The 20209-nt window shown below is 41.1% G+C and carries 17 protein-coding genes; 7 read left to right on the top strand and 10 right to left on the bottom strand.

Annotation, left to right across the window (positions count from 1 at the left end):
* Nucleotides 1–113: 113 nt before the first annotated feature.
* The 5 genes from KDU71_RS07200 to KDU71_RS07220 form a co-directional block, all read right to left on the bottom strand.
* Nucleotides 114–866, bottom strand: coding sequence for a hypothetical protein (locus KDU71_RS07200; protein ID WP_212189246.1), 753 nt, complete (start codon nt 864–866; stop codon nt 114–116).
* Nucleotides 867–889: 23 nt separating this feature from the next.
* The gene (locus tag KDU71_RS07205; protein ID WP_212189247.1) at nt 890–1591 is read right to left on the bottom strand and encodes a YkgJ family cysteine cluster protein; all 702 of its coding nucleotides are present in this window, start codon (nt 1589–1591) and stop codon (nt 890–892) included.
* A 91-nt stretch (nt 1592–1682) separates the two neighbouring features.
* On the bottom strand, nt 1683–2231 hold the full coding sequence (locus tag KDU71_RS07210; RefSeq protein WP_212189248.1) for a DUF4136 domain-containing protein: 549 nt from the start codon (nt 2229–2231) through the stop codon (nt 1683–1685).
* Between the two features lie 145 nt (nt 2232–2376).
* Entirely contained in the window at nt 2377–3681 is a 1305-nt protein-coding gene (locus KDU71_RS07215) for a M18 family aminopeptidase (RefSeq protein WP_212189249.1), read from the bottom strand.
* A 155-nt stretch (nt 3682–3836) separates the two neighbouring features.
* A complete protein-coding gene (locus tag KDU71_RS07220) occupies nt 3837–4028 on the bottom strand; it encodes a cold-shock protein (RefSeq protein WP_212189250.1) in 192 nt (63 codons plus the stop codon).
* A gap of 292 nt (nt 4029–4320) precedes the next feature.
* On the opposite strand from KDU71_RS07220, the gene KDU71_RS07225 reads away from it, so the two are divergent.
* The 7 genes from KDU71_RS07225 to KDU71_RS07255 all read left to right on the top strand — a co-directional run bounded on the left by KDU71_RS07225 (nt 4321) and on the right by KDU71_RS07255 (nt 16728).
* Entirely contained in the window at nt 4321–6672 is a 2352-nt protein-coding gene (locus KDU71_RS07225) for a type IA DNA topoisomerase (protein WP_212189251.1), read from the top strand.
* A 109-nt stretch (nt 6673–6781) separates the two neighbouring features.
* Complete coding sequence (locus KDU71_RS07230; protein WP_212189252.1) at nt 6782–8257, top strand: arylsulfatase; 1476 nt, start codon at nt 6782–6784, stop codon at nt 8255–8257.
* Nucleotides 8258–8410: 153 nt separating this feature from the next.
* On the top strand, nt 8411–10777 hold the full coding sequence (locus tag KDU71_RS07235; protein ID WP_212189253.1) for a LysM peptidoglycan-binding domain-containing protein: 2367 nt from the start codon (nt 8411–8413) through the stop codon (nt 10775–10777).
* Nucleotides 10778–10868: 91 nt separating this feature from the next.
* The gene (locus tag KDU71_RS07240; protein ID WP_212189254.1) at nt 10869–12818 is read left to right on the top strand and encodes an ABC-F family ATP-binding cassette domain-containing protein; all 1950 of its coding nucleotides are present in this window, start codon (nt 10869–10871) and stop codon (nt 12816–12818) included.
* Nucleotide 12819: 1 nt separating this feature from the next.
* Nucleotides 12820–13566 carry a 23S rRNA (guanosine(2251)-2'-O)-methyltransferase RlmB gene (gene rlmB, locus KDU71_RS07245; RefSeq protein WP_212189255.1) on the top strand — a complete coding sequence of 249 codons (747 nt, stop codon included), beginning with the start codon at nt 12820–12822 and terminating at the stop codon, nt 13564–13566.
* 328 nt (nt 13567–13894) lie between these two features.
* On the top strand, nt 13895–14956 hold the full coding sequence (locus tag KDU71_RS07250) for a uroporphyrinogen decarboxylase family protein (protein ID WP_212189256.1): 1062 nt from the start codon (nt 13895–13897) through the stop codon (nt 14954–14956).
* A gap of 236 nt (nt 14957–15192) precedes the next feature.
* Nucleotides 15193–16728 carry a SulP family inorganic anion transporter gene (locus tag KDU71_RS07255; RefSeq protein ID WP_212189257.1) on the top strand — a complete coding sequence of 512 codons (1536 nt, stop codon included), beginning with the start codon at nt 15193–15195 and terminating at the stop codon, nt 16726–16728.
* Nucleotides 16729–16920: 192 nt separating this feature from the next.
* Here the strand turns inward: KDU71_RS07255 and KDU71_RS07260 are convergent, their stop codons facing one another.
* From KDU71_RS07260 to KDU71_RS07280, 5 genes are all read right to left on the bottom strand, one after another.
* Nucleotides 16921–17715 (bottom strand): TPM domain-containing protein, encoded by a 795-nt coding sequence (locus KDU71_RS07260; RefSeq protein WP_212189258.1) that lies wholly within the window; start codon nt 17713–17715, stop codon nt 16921–16923.
* A gap of 14 nt (nt 17716–17729) precedes the next feature.
* The gene (locus tag KDU71_RS07265) at nt 17730–18164 is read right to left on the bottom strand and encodes a TPM domain-containing protein (protein ID WP_212189259.1); all 435 of its coding nucleotides are present in this window, start codon (nt 18162–18164) and stop codon (nt 17730–17732) included.
* Nucleotides 18165–18175: 11 nt separating this feature from the next.
* The gene (locus tag KDU71_RS07270) at nt 18176–18754 is read right to left on the bottom strand and encodes a LemA family protein (protein WP_212189260.1); all 579 of its coding nucleotides are present in this window, start codon (nt 18752–18754) and stop codon (nt 18176–18178) included.
* A 61-nt stretch (nt 18755–18815) separates the two neighbouring features.
* A complete protein-coding gene (locus KDU71_RS07275) occupies nt 18816–19427 on the bottom strand; it encodes a fumarylacetoacetate hydrolase family protein (RefSeq protein ID WP_212189261.1) in 612 nt (203 codons plus the stop codon).
* A 6-nt stretch (nt 19428–19433) separates the two neighbouring features.
* Nucleotides 19434–20201: a 3'-5' exonuclease gene (locus KDU71_RS07280; RefSeq protein WP_212189262.1), complete on the bottom strand. Its 768-nt coding sequence runs from the start codon at nt 20199–20201 to the stop codon at nt 19434–19436.
* Nucleotides 20202–20209: the final 8 nt, after the last annotated feature.

Genomic DNA, 20209 nt, shown 5'->3' on the forward strand with positions numbered 1-20209 from the left:
GTGCAGATATGACCATTTGTTTGCAAATATTAGCACCCTATTGGTAAAAAGTTTTTGGGGCCCTTATTGAAGGTATTGTTTTGGAAACACTTCTCGAAGGGCCTTAAACAGTATTACCAGTTCTTGTCAAGTATGAATTCCTTTTTGGGATTATCTTTCTCTACTACCGATATGTGGATGTGTTTGTCAGTTAATTGCTTCTTCAGCTGTTGGTGTAGCATTTTTGAAGGCATGGCATCGGTGGAGAAGTCATTCAGATAATGATAGACTGCATGCAGGTAAACCGTATCGTTGCTGGTTTTAAAAATGTAATAATCAATCAGTGATCCCATGTTGAACTTGATATTGTCAATGGCGTCAGTCATTATTTCTGTCATCCTTTTTGAAGTAGTGCCAGATAAATGGATAGCGTTGTCTTCGGCTGTCTGGATTACTATCGACGCTTTATCTTCATAGTCCGTAATGGTGTTAATGTGCTCGTTATACCTTATCAGAAAGCCATCTTTGCAGTCGTAGGTGAAACGTTTTGAATCGTCGCGGTAAACTTTATCAACCATATGCTTGGGTGGATAGGGTTTTAGCACACGTACCGCTATTGAGTCTCCCAGCTGCAATTCCTGGCCTATCACGTAGTCAACCTTATCAAAGTAGGTGCTGTTGATGTGCTGGTAATAGTATTTAAGCGTGTATACCTCATACCTGCCACCTTTTACAGTGCTTTCGCCATACACTTTGCCGTGCTCAATGGCATTAAAAACCAATGCGAAATAATAGAGATATGTGCCGGTTACGGCTGCTATTAGTATTGTTGAAATAAGAATTGTTCGGGTAATAAATGCTTTTCGTTCTTTTTGTGGGTTATTCATCAGGGGGAGGTTTGGTTGGTAAATTAGTGCTTCTTAAAAAGTGAATGATTACTGAGATTATTTTCGTCGATTGGGTCACCATTGTTGTGCGCAATTAACAGGCCTTCTTCCATGAGGTATTCATTATTAACCATTCCGGTTGGCTTAAGGCCTTCAGTAAAGCCTTCGTTCATCATTTGTCCGGCTCTTAAAGGAAATTCGAGCAGGGCCGGGTAGTTGTTTTCATCTTCCGGGCTGTCGTGGAATCTTTTACAGCTCTCTTCAGACATAGACAGGTATATTCTACAGGCCATCGGACGGGCAGGGTAGGCACTGCAGGCGCCATCCTTAAGCAAGGGGCATGGTAACTTACTTTTGTTTAACTCATCCTGTGAAAGACGGCCTCTCTTCTGGTAATTGTCAAATGCTCTTTGCAATACGTCCTGTTGTTCGTTTTCGCTCATGTTGAGTTCTATAAACTTCCAGAGGTAATGAAACTCATGTGAAACACCAAAGATAGGCTGGTGACAGCACCAGCTGCAGCCTTTTCGGCAGTCGATGGTGATATTTTGGCGTGCTGCCTCAGTGCCAAGTGCTTCAATGAGTCCTTCGATAGCATCCTGTTCTTGCCTGGTAGCCTGCCAAAGCTTGCTGGCTGCGGGCTGATTATTTGTTGCTGCTTCAGCCAGGCGTAATCCATCCTGAAAAAATGCTTTATCTGTCTCCGAAAGTTCGTGTTTGTCCATGTCTATCTAAAATGTACAAGTGAGTATCGATGAAAGAAAAGGGTGAAAGGCCCTGTGCTGACCTGTTCACCCTTTTAGTAAGATTGTAATATTATTGCTTTGGTGCTAACGGATAAGTGACAAAAATTTTCTCAATAAGCTTCTTAACAGCTTCTTCGGTTAGTTTTTTGTCGTTTTTTGCAGCACCGGATGCACTGGCCTGCCAAATCAGTTCTTTCCTTTCGCGGTCAATAACATCAATGATTATTGTGCCTTCAGTATGTGTGTTGTACTCAACTCTGTCAACACCAGTATTAAGTCCCCAGCCATATGGATAATAGGTGCTGCCCCAGTAAAACTTATCATTCCGTTGCAACGAAGTGGTTTCTTTCGTTTTAGATTTAATCATAATTTTCACCAGTAAATCAGGGCTTTTATTCTCTGAATAACCTCGTTTTTGCATCTGCTCTTTTATAGCATCGTGCAGCCATAATTTAGTGTTCTCCTTAATGGGCATTGAACGCATGTGTTCAAGTACCATGAAGTTACTATAGCTGTCGAACTTAGCACTCGGATCGTGATCGGAATATACTTGTGCAGATTTACATGCTGACAGGAGTGTAATTGTTAAAAGTAAAATTGCTAATTGAATTAATCTCATAAGATTGAGTTTGTGGTAGTAAATAAGTCTACATTTTTAAATAATAATATTCTTTCTCTCCAAACGGAATGGTAAATGTACACTTTTTGACAAAAAAAGCAGCACCTGGAAAGTGCTGCTGTTATCTAATTAAGTTGTTGCTTAATTAGTCAAGGTTATAGAAGGTAGTGAATGCTTTGGCTACGTAGGTGTGATCTAAAGTACCACCAAGCTCTCTAACCGAGTGCATGCCTAGCATTGGGTTACCAATATCAACTGTTCGAATGTCTATTTTACCGGTAGATACATTGCCCAGTGTTGAGCCTCCAACCATATCTGAGCGGTTAACAAATTTCTGCACCGGCACATCGGCTTGTTTGCAGATTGTTTCGAATATAGCTCCACTCTCACCATCGGTGGTGTACTTTTGATTGGCATGAATTTTAATGACTGGCCCTTCATTCATCAATGGATTCAAAACAGGATCATGTTTTTCGGGATGGTTAGGATGAACAGAGTGCGCCATATCAGCCGAAATCATAAACGATTGATAAATGCACCTTTGGTATTCTTCCTGCGATTTGCCCAATTTCTCCATGATGCGTTCGATGATGTTACGTAATACAGGCGAGCCGGCTCCCTGCTTGGTCACGCTTCCCACTTCTTCATTGTCGAAAACACAAAGTATATTAGTGGCAGACGTGTTAGTTTGAGTAGTAATAGCTTTAAGTCCGGCATGCACCATAGCTAAATCATCCAACTTAGGTGAAGAGATGAATTCCTGATTTGGACCAACCAGGCAGCCCTTTTCAAACTCATAAACGAACAGGTCGAAGTCAAGTATTTCAGTCGTGTCCACCTTTAGTTCGTCAGCAATGATCTTCAACAGGTAATTGTCCTTTTCAAGGGTGTCATTAACAATACTCATCAACGGCAGCATATCAACCTGTTTGTTAAGCTCTACACCATCATTAACACTTCTGTTAAGGTGAATGGCCACACTTGGAATAACCAATAATGGTTTTCTGAAATCAATTAATTTCGATTGTGGTGCCAAAGTGTGTTGTCCTTTAAGTAAAACGCGTCCTGCCAGTGAAAGAGGTCTGTCAAGCCATGTCATCAAAATAGGACCACCATATACTTCGGTATTCAGTTTGAGGTATCTGTCATTGACCAGCATTTCGGGCTGTGGCTTAATCTTAAAGCCTGGTGAGTCGCTATGAGCACTAATCAGCCTTAATCCGCTCTCTTCAGGGGCATCGTTACCAATCTGAAAAGCAAATAGGGCCGATTCGGCTTTAGTCGTGTAGTACTTTCCACCCTTTTCAATGTTCCACTCTGAACGAATGTCGAGGTATTCAAAGCCGTTAGCCTCAAGTTCTTTAGCTGTGTTGGCAACTACATGAAAAGCAGTAGGGCTTTCATGTATGAAATCAATCAGTTCTTGAGCAAATTGAATCTCCTGTGTCATTGTATATTGTTTTATGATTTTCAAAAAAAGGCAAGATAGACAAATTGTTAATAGGAGATAATGAGAAAGGTCACTTTAGCTGGGGGTAATAAACGAAAAAAAGCTGCTTCGTATCGAAACAGCTTTTAATAATCTCATTTAAATATAAATCTAATCTATGCTAGTTTTACATTTACCGCGTTTAAACCCTTACGGCCTTCTTGAAGCTCGTAAGTTACTTCGTCATTTTCTTTGATCTCGTCGATAAGACCTGTAACGTGCACAAAATACTCTTTGTTGCTTTCTTCATCCTTAATGAATCCGTAACCTTTTGAATCATTAAAGAACTTAACTGTACCTTTATTCATTTAAAAAAAATTGTGAGGCATTGTTTGTAATAAGGAGCCTCTTGTAAATAATTGTTCAGGAACAAATGTAGGAACATTTTTCACATAAGCTCAACTTTTTTTGAGTATTTACCGAAAAAAAGGAATAAAATTCACAATAAGTTCATTTTGGAGATGTAAGTCGGTAATCTCATAGCATAAAGTATTTAGATTATCAACTAATTAAGCTAATTTGTTAATAACTCCTGCTTCTATTTTTAAAGCTATTTTTTTAGGAAATTGTATATTCGCTATCAATTTTTACCGATACCTCATGATTGTTTGTATTGCCGAGAAACCGAGTGTAGCTTTTGAGATTGCCCAAATTGTTGGTGCGAATTCAAAGCGTGATGGCTATTATGAAGGCAATAATTATCAGGTTACCTGGACATTTGGTCACTTGTGTACATTAAAAGAGCCCCATGAATATTTGTCTGAATGGAAACGATGGAGCCTTGGGTGGTTGCCGATGATTCCTTCCAGGTTTGGCATCAAGCTGATTAATGACTCCGGTATTAAGAAGCAATTTAATACTATCCGAAAACTGGTACAGAGTGCCGATGAGGTGGTTAACTGCGGTGATGCAGGCCAGGAAGGAGAACTCATTCAGCGATGGGTGTTGCACAAGGCCGGCACAAAATGCCCGATTAAGCGCTTATGGATTTCGTCCTTAACCGAAGAGGCTATCAAGGAAGGTTTTGAAAAGCTACGTTCATCAGAAGACTTCAAAAACCTGTATGCGGCTGGTAGTTCGCGTGCCATTGGCGATTGGCTGTTGGGGATCAATGCTACACGATTGTACACCCTGAAATACGGTCAACAGGGTCAGGTGCTTTCTATTGGGCGCGTGCAAACGCCTACGCTGGCATTGATTGTTGAGAGGCAGAAGGCCATCGATAATTTCAAGCCCGAACCGTTTTGGGAATTGAAAACCAAATACAAAGAGGTTGTTTTTTCGGCTACCAAAGGGCGTTTTAGTCAGAAAGAGGAAGGGAACGCTTATCTGGAAACCATCAAGACAAGTGATTTCGAAGTAAAAGATTTTTCTAAAAAGAAAGGTAAAGAGGCGCCACCTCGTTTGTTTGATCTGACGTCGTTACAGGTGGAGTGTAACAAAAAGTTTGGTTTCTCTGCCGAAGAGACTCTGAAAACCATTCAATCACTCTATGAAAAGAAGCTGACGACATATCCGCGTGTAGATACCACTTTTTTGAGTAACGATATTTATCCGAAAGTGCCCAATATATTAAAGGGTATGAAAGATCATCAGCATTTGACGGAGCCATTACTAAAGGCTAAGTTGAAGAAATCAAAAAAGGTGTTTGATGATAAAAAAGTCACCGATCACCATGCCATCATCCCAACGGGCGTGTATGCCAATAATATGAGCCGCGATGAAAAAGTTGTGTATGAGCTGGTAGCAAGGCGTTTTATCGCTGCTTTTTATCCCGATGCAACCATCTCCAATACGCAGGTAATGGGCGATGTCAATGGTGTTGAGTTTAAAGCAACCGGTAAACAATTATTAGATCCAGGCTGGCGTATTGTTTTTATGGATGGTAAGGAAGAGAAGAAGCCGGATGATATTATGCCTGAATTTCAAGTTGGTGAAAAGGGACCACACGAGCCGCTTTTGATCGAAAAAGAAACGCAAGCACCTAAACCATACACTGAGGCAACGCTTTTACGGGCCATGGAAACGGCAGGTAAGCAGGTGGATGATGAAGAGCTGCGTGATGCTATGAAGGAAAATGGTATTGGCCGGCCGTCCACGCGTGCCGCCATTATCGAAACCATTTTCCGACGTAAGTATATTACTAAAGTGCGTAAGAATTTGCATCCTACCATTACGGGTATGCAATTGATTGATACCATTAAGAATGAATTGTTGAAATCGGCCGAGTTAACCGGAATTTGGGAAAAAAAGCTGCGTGAAATTGAGAAGGGACAGTATGATGCTGGTGAGTTTATGAACGAACTGAAGCAAATGGTGTCTGACATTGTATTTCATGTGAAGCACGATCGCTCTGAGAAAAAAATTGAAGTAGTTGAAGAATCTACCGATAAAAAATCCGAAAAGTCGCCCAAGAAAGAAGAGGATAAAACATTGCTTTGTCCACAATGTAAGCAGGGAAATATGTTAAAAGGCAACTCAGCCTGGGGATGTTCCCGTTTTAAAGAAGGTTGCAAAACGCTTATCCCTTTCGAGTTTATGGGTAAAAAACTGACCGATAAACAAGTGCAGCAATTAATACAAAAAGGAAAGACGTCTATAATTAAAGGCTTTACTGAGGGTGATACCAAAGTTGACGGAGTGGTATTGTTGGATGATGCATTTACTTTACAACTTGAAAAAGCCGAGCTGGATGTGTGGACATGTCCTTTATGCAAGGCAGGAACAGTGGTGAAAGGCAAAGCTGCTTATGGTTGTAATAATTTCCGGAACGGTTGCCGATTGCGAATTCCTTTCGAATTTATGGGTAAAAAACTTACTTCTAAGCAGGTGGAAGCATTGGTGCTCAAACAAAAAACCGGCGTTATAAAAGGTTTTGTTCATCCACAATCAAACGAGGAGCTTGATGGCCGCCTTGTACTTGGTCCAGATGGCCAATTGACGATTGACTAAGTAGTCTGTAAATTCCTTCATTGTTCAATTCTCCTCAATTTTGAACATACAATTGCTTTATACATCTGCATTATATTCCATTTTTGTTTGGTAACAAAAACCATAAGATATGAAGTACATTATTTGCCTGTTGTTGTTTATTGCCATATGGCCCGTCAGAGCGCAGGAACAACCACATATTTTCCTGATACTGACCGACCAGCAAAGAGGTGATTGCCTGGGGAAAGAAAATCCACTTATTAAAACTCCACATCTTGATGCGTTGGCTAATGATGGAGCCTGGTTTTCAAATGGGTATAGTTCAGTGCCCAGTTGTACACCTGCCAGAGCCGGAATGCTGACTGGTATGTCGCCATGGCAGCATGGTATGCTAGGGTACTATAAAGTTGCTGAAAAGTATGACTATGAGATGCCTCAGATGCTCAGGGATAATGGCTACTATACCATTGGAATAGGTAAAATGCACTGGCACCCTCAACGTAACCTGCATGGTTTTCACAAAACATTGTTAGATGAAAGTGGTAGGGTGGAGTCTGAAGGTTTTGTTAGTGATTATCGTCAGTGGTTTGCAAAGAAAGCTCCCAATGTTGATCCTGACGCAACAGGTATTGGGTGGAATGAGCACAGAGCTGGAACTTATTTGTTAGCCGAAGATTTACACCCTACATACTGGACTGCTCAAGCAGCCATTGATTTTGTAGACGAATATAATAAGGATGAGCCATTGTTTATGAAGGTAAGCTTTGCCCGTCCGCACAGTCCATATGATCCACCTAAGCGTTACCTCGATATGTATGAGGGAGTCGATATACCTGAACCATATATGGGCGAATGGGCAGAGCGTTTTGCAAATTACCCTGAAAATAAAGATGCTGCTTTCGGCGATTATGGGGTTGAACATGCCATTAATTCACGACGCCACTATTATGCAGCCATTACATTTATTGATGACCAGATAGGTCGCTTTATTAATGAGCTGAAAGAGAAAGGCATGTATGATAATGCCCTGATAATATTTGTGTCTGACCATGGTGATATGATGGGTGACCATAACCACTGGCGCAAAACCTACGCTTATGAGGGCTCAACAAGAGTACCGTTTATTATAAAATGGCCTAATAATGTCAACGGTATTGTGCAAAAGGGAAGTGAGCTATTGCAATGCGTTGAGCTGAGAGATATTCTGCCAACTATGCTTGATGTGGCAGGCGCTCAGCAACCCGAAAGAATGGATGGTCTGTCGATGATGGACCTGATAAAAGATGAAGCTGCCGAGTGGCGCCAGTATATTGATCTGGAGCATGCAACCACCTACGATGAGCATAATTACTGGTGTGCACTAACTGATGGTGAAACTAAATATGTTTGGTTTTTCAGAACAGGTGAGGAACAATTATTTAATCTCATTGCTGATAAAGGTGAAGAACGAAATCTAGTTGAGAACAAGCAATATCAAAAGATGCTTAAAGCATGGCGTAAGAAAATGGTTGAGCATCTTAAAGAGCGTGGAGAGCCCTATGTGAAGAAAGGAAAGCTTCAGTCCTTTGACAAAAACATACTCATCAGTCCAAATTATCCACAATAACATAAGCCGATAGCTTGATTCGTTAAGCTGTGAAGAATTATTAAAGCGGTGAATCCTTTATTAGGTTTCACCGCTTTTTTTTACTTTTGAGCTTTCTTCGCTATTGACATATAATCATCATGTGTCAGCTTGCGATTTTAGTATGTGTAAAATATGAAGAAGATTATCATCTTATTAAACCTGTTTATTGCTCTTTTTACGATTTCAGAATTTGGTATGCTGGCGCAGGAAGGTATTCCGCAAGGCACCGAAAAGATAATCATTGACGGGCAAGAGTATTACCTGCATAAAGTCCGTAAGAGCGAAGGCTTGTATCGCATTAGCGTATCTTATGGTGTCTCGCAGAAAGAGATATTGGAGGTCAATCCATCGGCTGCCTTAGGGCTAAAAGAAGGGCAATTGATAAAAGTGCCGGTGATAAAGGGACGTAACAGTACCGAGGAGCAATTAAATACCGGACAGTATATTTATCATACAGTGGAAAAAGGGCAGACTGCCTATTATATCTCAAAACGCTACAAGGTGGATTTGCAGGACATCTATGAAAACAATCCTGGCAGTAATCAGCAGCTGCTGGTAGGTGCCATGATTAAGATTCCCAAGAAGGATGTAGTGAAGCATGACCAGTCAGCCATTGAAGAAGGGTATCATCTGCATAAAGTAGCACCCAAAGAAACACTCTATGCCATAGCCCGCAAATATGATGTTGATATTCGCGACATCATTAAGCACAACAAAGGGCTTGAGTCTGGTATATTAACTGTCGGCTCTTATGTAAGAGTGCCAGTCAAAAAAGCTGATGAAGAAACAGTGGTGGAGCCGCAGCTGGTCGATGGTTCAGAGGATGCAATTTATATCTACCATAAAATTAAAAGCGGTGAAACCTTATATAGCATTTCGGAGAAATATAATGCCCGATCGCAGGATGTGATTGTGGCCAATTCTTCCATCAATGCCGATGATTTACCTTTGGGCTACCTGGTTCGCATACCTAAAGCGAGCATTCGTCAGGCCAAAAAACAAGATCCGTTTAAGGATGCTGTTCTGATTGACCATAAAATACGGAAACGCGAGAGCTTATACGATGTTGAAAAGACGTATGGCGTGCCCGCCGAACTGATTGAAAAAGTGAATACTTCATCAGGTATTGATTTGAATGACTGGCGAAAAGGAATGATTATTAAGGTGCCAAGTAAAAAATGGGTGGAAGATTATTATGAATCAATTCGTATTGTAGAGACTGATGAGGCGGAGAGCGGTACTGAAGATGCTTTCGCCTTTGAGAAGCAAGCTTGTGATACTTATGATTATAACATATCAAAGCCTTCTATTGCTGTGGCTGTTTTGCTGCCATTTAACGTTGAAGCAACCAAAGCAATTAATTATACTTTAGAAGAGGTTGATGGCGATACCATACAGGTTGAGAATGAGAAACGCAAACTATCCAATCGTTCCAAAGTGTTTGTCGAGTTTTATCAGGGGACATTACTCGCCTTGGATGCTCTGAAGAAAGAGGGGGTTAATGTGGACTTGTTTGTGTATGATACCGCTCCTGATAGCAATAAGGTGAAACAGATACTCAATAAACCAGAATTGCGACATGCTGACCTTATTATTGGCCCGGCATATTCATCCAACCTTAAATTAGTTTCCGATTTCTCAAGGGTGAATAACATACCGATGGTTTATCCTTTATCAACCAGTAATAGTGAGCTGGAGAATAATCCACTGTTGTTTCAGGCCAATGCACCAGATACCCTGATGATTGATATAATGGCTCAAAAGATGATTCAACAGTCGATGGGTAAGCGCCTGGTGATGATTCGTACGGAAAGTAAAGACAATGCTTTTGAACAGAAACTTAGTCAGCTAATTCGTGACAAAGTTTATTGGGAGAGCTTTAAAAACGGCCAGGTGCCTGACTTTGTTGAGTATAACTTTAAGCAGGATGACCTGGTAAGCATGGAGCGTATGTTTGCGAACGATAAGGAGAACGCCGTAATTATTCCTTCGATGGAAGAGGCGCAGGTCAATCGTATTATTACAACTGTAAAGGGTGCAGCGGATAAAACGAAAACACCAGTTACGCTATGGGGCTTGCCAGAGTGGATGAAGTACAATACCATTAATCCAGAGGATATACATAAGCTCAATGGCCATATATTCAGTTACTATGCGGTAGATTATACTGATACGATTAACAATGAACGCATCAATACCTACCGAAGTTGGTTCGGGACAGAGCCAATGGCAATATCTCCGTTTTTCCAGACAGCATCTGTGAATTCTAACTTAAGCCGTTATAGTTTATGGGGACATGATGTAACCTATTATTTCGTAACTGCACTGCGAAACTATGGTGCCAATTTTACACACTGTATCCAGCATCATCAGCCGCATACTATTCAATCAAAATTGGATTTTGTCCGTATGGCTAATTGGGGTGGATTCTTTAACAGGGGCTTGTATGTTGTGAAGTTTAACCCTGATTACGAAGTTACTATAGAGGAAGTTGAGTAGTTGGGTAATTAATTATAACTGAAAAATCTCACAAAGCTGACAGCTGATAACTGTCGGCTTTTTTATGCTATCTTTGCACAAATTTTAATGAATGGTTTCAATTAATCAGTTAACAGTTGATTTTGGTGGTTTCAAACTTTTCGAAGAGGTTTCATTTCTGATAAACAATAAAGACAGGATTGGCTTAATCGGTAAAAATGGAGCCGGAAAATCAACCTTACTTAAAATTATAGCGGGTCATCAGGAGCCAACTACTGGTATGGTTACCATGCCAAAAGGCATGAAGCTTGGTTATCTGCCTCAGCACATGAAGTACAACGATACGCGTAGTGTGGTCGAAGAGGTGGAACTGGCATTTTCCGAATTAAAAGCACTGGAACAGCAGATTGCTGAGATTACCACTGAAATAGGTGAGCGTACCGATTATGAGTCAGAATCTTACCTGGCTCTGTTGGATAAGCTAAATGAAAAGACTGAGCGTTTTAACCTGATGGGCGGTAGTAATCACGAAGCATTGATCGAAACCACATTGAAAGGATTAGGTTTTGAGCGAAGTGATTTTAATCGTAATACCGGTGAGTTTAGTGGTGGCTGGCGTATGCGTATTGAATTAGCTAAGATATTGCTTGAACGACCCGATGTTTTTCTGCTGGATGAGCCAACTAACCACCTGGATATTGATTCCATTCAATGGCTCGAAGATTTTCTGAAAACCTATGGCGGGGCAGTGGTACTCATTTCCCACGATAAAGCATTTCTGGATGCAATTACCAACCGTAGTATTGAAATATCATTGGGTAAGATTTATGATTATAAAGCCAGTTACTCAAAGTTTATTGAACTGCGTAAGGAGCGTCGTGAGCAGCAGCTCAATGCCTATGTCAATCAGCAGAAAAAGATTGAAGACACAGAGAAATTCATAGAAAGATTTCGCTACAAGTCAACCAAAGCTGTTCAGGTGCAGTCGCGTATTAAGCAACTCGAAAAACTGGATCGTATTGAAGTTGATGAATTTGATAATTCAGCTTTAAATATCAAATTTCCGCCTGCTCCTCGCTCAGGTACCGTGGTGGTGAAAGGTGAGGAAGTTTCCAAGGCGTATGGTGATTTGCTGGTGCTGAATGAGGTGGATTTGACCATTGAAAGAGGTGAGAAGGTTGCTTTTGTGGGGCGTAACGGAGAAGGAAAAACCACCATGGCTCGTATCATCATGAGTGAACTGGCGCATCAGGGTAAACTCACCATGGGGCACAATGTTAAAATCGGGTACTTTGCACAGGATCAGGCCGAACGTCTGGATGAAACTCATACAGTGCTTGAAACAATTGACTTAGTAGCCGTGGGTGAGATTCGTACTAAAATCAGGGATTTGCTTGGTGCCTTTATGTTTTCGGGTGAGGATGTAGACAAGAAAGTGGCCGTGCTATCTGGAGGTGAGCGCACAAGGTTAGCTATGGTACGATTGCTGCTGGAACCCGTAAATTTGCTGATTCTGGATGAGCCAACCAACCACCTGGATATGCGTTCAAAAGAAATTCTGAAGCAGGCATTGAGGGATTTTGACGGAACCGTTATTCTGGTTTCACACGACCGGGAATTTTTGGATGGCTTGGTTGATAAGGTCTATGAATTCAGGCATCAGAAGATAAAAGAGCACATTGGAGGTATTTACGATTTTCTTGAAAAGAAAAAGCTGGAGAGCCTGAATGAACTCAACGCATCCATAGCTTCAAAGAAAAATGAGTCTGTTAAAAAAGAAGGTTCGCAGGCAAAACTATCATTTGAAGAGCGTAAAGAGCTCAATAAGAAAATAAAAAAGACAGAGCGGCAGGTGGAGGATTGTGAAGCAAAAATTGCAGAGTTGGAGGTGAAACTTGAACAGTTAACTGAAAAAATTAGCATACCTGAGAATGCTTCCGATACCAGCCTATTTGCTGAATATAAAGAGGTAGAAACAGCATTGAATACAGCCATGACGGCCTGGGAACGGGCACATGAGACATTAGAAGAACTACAATTGCAAAAATCGGAATTAGAATAATATGGCAAAGCAAGAGAAAGAACAACAGATGGTGTTCGGCATACGTGCCGTTCAGGAGGCAATCAGTGCCGGTAAAGAAATAGAAAAGGTGATGATTAAGAAGGGCTTGCAGGGTGCTCTTTTTCAAAGTTTCTTAGACGAAGTAAGGGCACACCAGGTACCATTTCAGTTTGTACCAATGGAAAAGCTTAACCGCCTGACTCGCCAGAACCACCAGGGAGTGATTGCCATGATTTCACCAGTGACTTATCAGGATATTGAGCAACTTGTGCCCATGTTGTTTGATGAAGGAAAAGAACCGTTTGTGCTGGTGCTCGATCATATTACCGATGTGCGTAATTTTGGTGCCATTGCACGCACTGCTGAATGTGCAGGCGTTGATGCTATAGTTATTCCCGAAACTGGTGCTGCTGCTGTTACTTCAGATGCAATTAAAACATCTGCTGGGGCATTGCATAAAATTCCTGTATGCCGGGTGCGCAGCCTTATATCTACCGTCGAATTTCTTCAAAACAGTGGGTTAAAAGTGGTGGCCGCTACCGAAAAAGGGGCGGTTGATTATAACCAGGCTAACTATCGAGGCCCAATTGCCTTGGTGATGGGAGCTGAAGATAGAGGTGTTAATCCTAAAATACTGGCAGCTGCAGAAATAAAAAGTAAGATTCCGCTATTGGGCGAGATTGAGTCGCTAAATGTATCTGTTGCAGCCGGCATACTGATGTATGAGATTGTAAAAGTACGTCAGTAAGCCCAAATGCAAAGTGTTACTCTTGGATGGTATTTTACTTGATCGGGTTAGCCTTTCGGTTTATTAGTTAATGCTATGTTTTGACATATAATCGCTTGTGAAAGTCAGGTTTTTGTTATTATTGATAAACAAACAAAAGTTTTAACATTTCTATCGCTCTAGTATTAAAACACCTGTAAACATTGGGGAAATGACAAGTTATTGCGGGTATTTTCATCAGGTGAAATGATGCTTTGGTCCTAAAAAATTTGATTTTTGTCATATCTTTTCTAAATTCGACAAGTTTTGCGATGAGAAAAATCTTATTTTTTAATCAAAAGCAACGCTTATGATTCACAAGGAAAGAGTCCTGAAGGCACTAGACCGCGAACCAGTGGATAGAGTGCCGTTTTTTTATTGGGACGTCCCCGAATTTGGTGTGAAGTTGATGGAACACCTGGGGTTTCAGAATCGTGATCAGCTATTGGAGTATCTGGATGTTGACTTTCGTTGGGTTGAACCAGATTATGTAGGTAAGAAACTTGTTGAGGGTGATGGTCTGTCAAAGACCGATATATGGGGGGTTGGTTATTCAAAAGTAAAATACGGTGACTTTGAGTTTTGGGAAGCCACGGATTTTCCTTTAGAAGGACAAACAGACCCGCTTGCGTTGGAGGATGTTAACTGGCCTACCACCGGTTTGTTTGATTTTGATTCGTTACCTGAGAAGATAAAAAAGTACAAAGACTACGCCATTATGACTGCGCCCGGGTATTCATCACCCGGATTATTTCGCATCATACAACGATTACTTGGTAGAGATAGCTTTTTGGATGTTATCATGTATCATCCTAAGTTTTTTGCCGCATTGGTCGAAAAAGTCAATAGCTTCTACCTTGATTTTATTAAAGAGTTTTTTGAGAAAGCTGGTGGAGGTATCGACTTCATCAGGATTGCCGATGATTTTGGTTCACAGGCTGGATTATCTATTAGTCAGGATATCTGGGAGCAATATTGTAAGCCAGCTATCGAAGCCTTTGTAAAGGTACCCAAGGAGCATGGTGCCAGATTTTATATGCACTCATGTGGTGGTGTGCGAAAGCTACTGCCTGAGTTTATAAGCATTGGTGCCGATGTACTGGATCCTATTCAAACAAGGGCAAATGGTATGCAACCGGATGGTCTAAAAGCCGACTTTGGCAATTATATTACTTTTTGTGGTGCACTGGATGAAGAGTTGTTGCTGAGGCAAGGGACCCCGGAGCAAGTAAAAGAAGGGGTGAAGCAGTTGCTTGATACCATGGCACCTGGTGGTGGTTTCATTCTTGGACCATCGCATAAATTAAAGGTGGAAACACCTGTTGAAAATGTGCTTGCTATGTATGAAGCCGCTAAAGAGTGGAAATATTAAAGTAAAATTATCGCAATTCTATAAGCCTTGATTCTTGAGTGGAAGAGTCAAGGCTTTTTTTATTGCTTTCCGGTTTTTTCATGTTGTGAATAGAATGCCTATCTTTGCGGCCGCTAATTCAATATCCTTTTATGTTTGCTTTTTAGCAGTTAATCCCCTTGAAGATAAATAAGGTATTTATGCGCTATTTAGAATAGTGCAGTAATGGTTTTGTGTAAATTTTAAAATAACTATACATGGTTTTTATTGAAAAACTACGACAAGGTTCTAACCTGAAAAATGAAATTTTGTCTGGATTGACAGTTGCTTTGGCACTAGTGCCTGAGGCTGTTGCCTTTTCATTAATGGCGAAGGTAAGTCCGCTTATAGGACTTTATTCGGCTTTTATTATTGGTTTAATTACCGCTGTGTTTGGTGGAAGACCCGGTATGATATCCGGTGCAACGGGTGCCATAGCTGTAGTCATTGTTAGTTTGGTTGTGAGGCATGGAGTTGAATACCTGTTTGCCGCAGTTGTACTCATGGGTATCATCCAGATCCTGGTGGGAGTTTTAAAGCTTGGTAAATTTATTCGTTTGGTACCTCATCCGGTTATGTTTGGATTTGTGAATGGATTGGCTATTGTAATTTTCATGGCCCAGCTAGACCAGTTTAAGGTGCCCAACCTGGCTGGTGATCTGGAGTGGATGAGTGGCTCAGCTTTATGGATGATGTTAGGTTTTGTGGGACTTACCATGCTAATTATTCATTTTTTGCCAAAAATTACAAAAGCAGTACCTGCTGCTTTAACTGCTATTGTCGTTGTTTCAGCCTTGATTCTGACATTAGGAGTTGAAACAAAAACGGTGGGCGATATTGCTTCAATCTCGGGAGGATTGCCAAAGTTTCATTTACCAATGATTCCTTTTACACTGGATAATATCCTTATTATTTTACCATACTCACTTGTAATGGCAGCCGTGGGGCTCATTGAAAGTCTGTTGACCTTATCGGTTATTGATGAGATGACCGAAACAAGGGGCAGGGGTAATAAAGAGTGTATTGCTCAGGGTTCAGCTAACCTGGTATGTGGCTTTTTCAGTGGTATGGGTGGTTGTGCCATGATTGGACAGAGCATTATCAATGTGAGTTCGGGTGGCCGTAAACGACTATCAGGTATTGTAGCTGCAGTTGGTTTGTTACTTATCGTTCTGTTTGGGTCGTCATTGATTGAAAAGGTGCCGATGGCTGCGCTTGTAGGCTTAATGTTTATGGTAGCAATTGGGACGTTTGAATGGGCTAGTTTAAAGATTTTTAAGAAGGTGCCGGCTATTGATGTTATTGTAATGATTGTGGTGGCCGGTGTTACCGTATTCTTTCATAATTTGGCAGTGGCTGTTTTTATTGGGGTGATTATTTCTGCTCTGTCTTATGCCTGGGAAAACGCCAAACGTATCAGGGCGCGCAAATATGTTGATGATGAAGGTATCAAACACTACGAGATATATGGACCACTTTTCTTTGGTTCAGTGACTGCCTTTCAGGAAAAATTTGATGTAATGAATGACCCTGATGAAGTGATTATTGATTTTGCAGAGTCGCGAGTAGCCGACCATTCGGCTATTGAAGCCTTAAATAAAGTAACTGAGCGCTATGCCAAGCAAGGTAAAAAGGTGCATTTACGCCATCTAAGTGCCGATTGTCGACGTCTGCTCGATAATGCTTCAGCTATCATTGATATTAACTTCTACGAAGATCCAAAATACAAAGTAGCGGTTAACGAACTGGGTTAATAAGCTGCATGGTATAAAAAAAATAGCCGGTGAAGTGTTATTTCACCGGCTATTTTTTATCTATTATATTCAGATATTATGCTTTGTTTTTTTAGTGCAGTACCCTTAATTGTTGGAGATAGTCAATTCACTTATCTGAGATTGACAGACCTTATATTAGAGCTTTTTGATGAACTTGCAATGAAGGTATGCTTACCAACTGCCACCGGCACCTCCGCCCCCAAAGCTTCCACCTCCGAAGCCGCCAAAACCACCTCCGCCAAAGCTGCCACCTCCGCTTGAGAAGTTGCCAAAACTACCACTGTGTGAACGGTTGCTGCTGCTCCCCATCATTGACATAAGAAGCCAGAAGGGCAGACTTGAGCCACCAAGTGAATTACGTCTTCTGCCTCCGGCCGCTTTCATAATGAATGAAACGATGATAAAGAAGAAGATGATGCCAACAAAGCCAATGCCACCGCCATTGCCTGTCTGATCCAGGTAATCATCAGCGGTGTATTCGCCCCTTGTAAGTGCCATCAGGCGGTTGGTTGCAGCTGCAATGCCCGAGTAGTAATCGTTCTGCTTAAAGTAAGGAATCATCTCGTGATCGATAATACGATTGGCTACAGCATCAGGTACGGCTCCTTCCAGTCCATAACCTGTGGCAATAAAAGCTTCTCCTCGTGAGTTGCCAATACGAGGCTTAATAACAACCACTATACCGTTGTTCTTTCCTTTTTGGCCAATTCCCCACTTTTCACCTACTTTAAAGGCAAAATCCTCACGCGAAGTACCGCCAAAATCGTTAACCAGTAATATGGCAATCTGGGTGCTTGTTTCGCGTGCGAAATTGGCCAGGTGATTTTCGAGTTGCTGGGTTTGCTGAGCAGATAACAAACCAGCATAGTCATTTAGCAATCGTGGAGGATTAGGGCGTTCAGGTATATCCTGCGCATTCGCCATTATCGACCATAGTGCTATAAGAATTAAAATATATTTATTCATCGTCTTTTGTTTAATTAACTGCCAAATGAAATGTCGTCAGATAACTCATTGACATCATCCGATTGATAGGGGAAGTGGGCTTTTAGTTGTTTTCCACTTTCAATAATGCCATTGGCCAGGCCTTTAGCATATTCACCTTCTTTGAAATCGGCAATCATCTGGTCTTTAATTGAGTTCCAGAAATCATCTGGTACTTTTTGGTTGATGCCTACATCGCCCAGTACGGCAAGCTTATGGTCCTCATGTGCCAGGTAAAACAATACCCCATTACGTTGTTCTGTTTTGTGCATCTGCAGTTTTTCGAACCAATAAGCAGCACGGTCAAGCACATCTTCGGGGCATGTTTTATCCAGATGAACCCGGATTTCACCCGATGTATTAAGTTCTGCAGCTTTGATAGCATCAACAATCTGCTGACGCTCACCTTCACTAAAAAAATCCTTAGCCATACTTTGGTTGATTAAAATTCTACTTTAGGTGCTTTTTCAGAACCGGCTTCGGCTTGGAAGTATGGTTTCTTTTCAAAATCAAACCAGCTGGCATAAATGACGCGAGGAAACTTTTTAATGTAAGCATTATAATCCCTTGTGGCATCATTGAATTTTTTGCGTTCTACAGCAATGCGATTTTCGGTGCCTTCCAGTTGGGCCTGTAAATCCATGAAGTTTTGATTGGCCTTTAAGTCCGGATAGCGTTCCATCACCACCATTAATTTAGAAAGAGCTGAAGTAAGACCGTCCTGGGCTTGCTGGAATTGAGCCAGAGTCGCCTCATTCAGGTTATCAGCATTAATATTAACACTGGTGGCTTTTGAACGGGCCTCAATCACACCTGTTAGTGTTTCCTGCTCATGTGCGGCATAGCCTTTTACAGTGTTTACGAGGTTAGGGATTAGATCAGCCCGACGCTGGTATACGTTTTCGACCTGTGCCCAGCTGGCATCAACCATTTCGCTTTTTTCAACCATGGTGTTATAACCGCAACTGGTAAAGAATGGAATTGCAAAGGCAATCAGTAGTAGGTGTTTTAGAGTTTTCATATGTACTAGTTGAATGTTTATTTGTTTAACAGTTGATAAGTTGAAGAGTTTATGTGCTGAGCTATTTCACTAAAAAGTCAAACATCAGTTCATCTTCTATGTAGCCCTTCAATCTGTCGTTAATGGCTACAGGACCAACGCCCGCGGGGGTGCCAGTGTAAATTAAGTCGCCAATTTTCAGAGTGAAAAACTGTGATACATGAGAAATTATCTGGTCGATAGGGAATATCATATGCCCTGTATTGCCCTGTTGAACCTTCTCGTTGTTTTTTTCCAGATGGAAGTTGATGTTTTGAATATCATCAAATCTTTCTTTGCTGATGAAGGAAGATAATACAGCCGAGCCATCAAAAGCTTTAGCTTTTTCCCATGGCAAGCCTTTACTTTTTAGTTCAGCCTGCAAATCACGAGCTGTAAAATCAATTCCCAGGGCTACTTCATCGTAATAGCGATGTGCAAACTGGGGCGCAATGTTTTTTCCTATGCGATTGATTTTTACCACCAGTTCTACCTCGTGGTGGAAATCACTGGCAAAATCAGGAATGAAAAATGGCTTGTTTTTCAAAAGTAAAGCAGAATCGGGTTTAGCAAAAATAACTGGTTCCGACGGTACCTGGTTATTCAGTTCCTCAATGTGCTTTACGTAATTGCGGCCAATGCATAAAATCTTCATAGCTGTTTATTTATTAAAACTGCGAAGTTTAATGTTTGTCAATACTTTTTTTGTGAACAATGGAAAATCGCCATTCATCATCCAGCCATAATAGGATGGATCTTTCTTAAGGACTTCTTCAACACTTTTTCCCTTGTATTTTCCGAAGTTAAATACTTCAACGCCCTTGTCGTTAAAAATAATTCGGCCAATAAAATCGGCATTGCGATTAAAAGAAGAAAAGTCATTCAGGAATTCAATATTGTTCTCCAACTCTTCGTAGCGATCCAATTGAGCTTTTAATACTTCGTAAGTCGCTTTAGTGTCAGCTTCGGCTGAGTGGGCGTTGTTTAAATCTTTATCGCAATAAAATTTGTAAGCTGCGGATAATGTGCGCTTCTCCATTTTGTGGAAAATAGTTTGCACATCCACAAACTTGCGTTTCTTCATGTCAAAATCCACATCAGCTCGGATGAATTCTTCGGCCAGTAATGGTACATCAAATTTATTGGAGTTGAAGCCTGCAATATCACAGCCTTCCATAATTTTTGCCAACGTTTTACCCAATTCCTTAAAGGTGGGTGCGTCTTTTACATCTTCATCATAAATGCCATGGATTTCTGAAGTAACCTGGGGGATTGGTATTTCGGGATTGACTTTATAGCAGTAGGATTCTTCTGAACCGTCTACATTCACTTTCAGAATAGCTATTTCTACAATTCGATCATTAGCAATGTTTATGCCCGTTGTTTCAAGGTCAAAAAATACAATAGGATTTTTAAGATGAAGCTTCATGCTTTATT

Origin of the sequence: Carboxylicivirga sediminis, from assembly GCF_018156225.1 — a bacterium.
Classification (GTDB): Bacteria; Bacteroidota; Bacteroidia; order Bacteroidales; family Marinilabiliaceae; genus Carboxylicivirga; species Carboxylicivirga sediminis.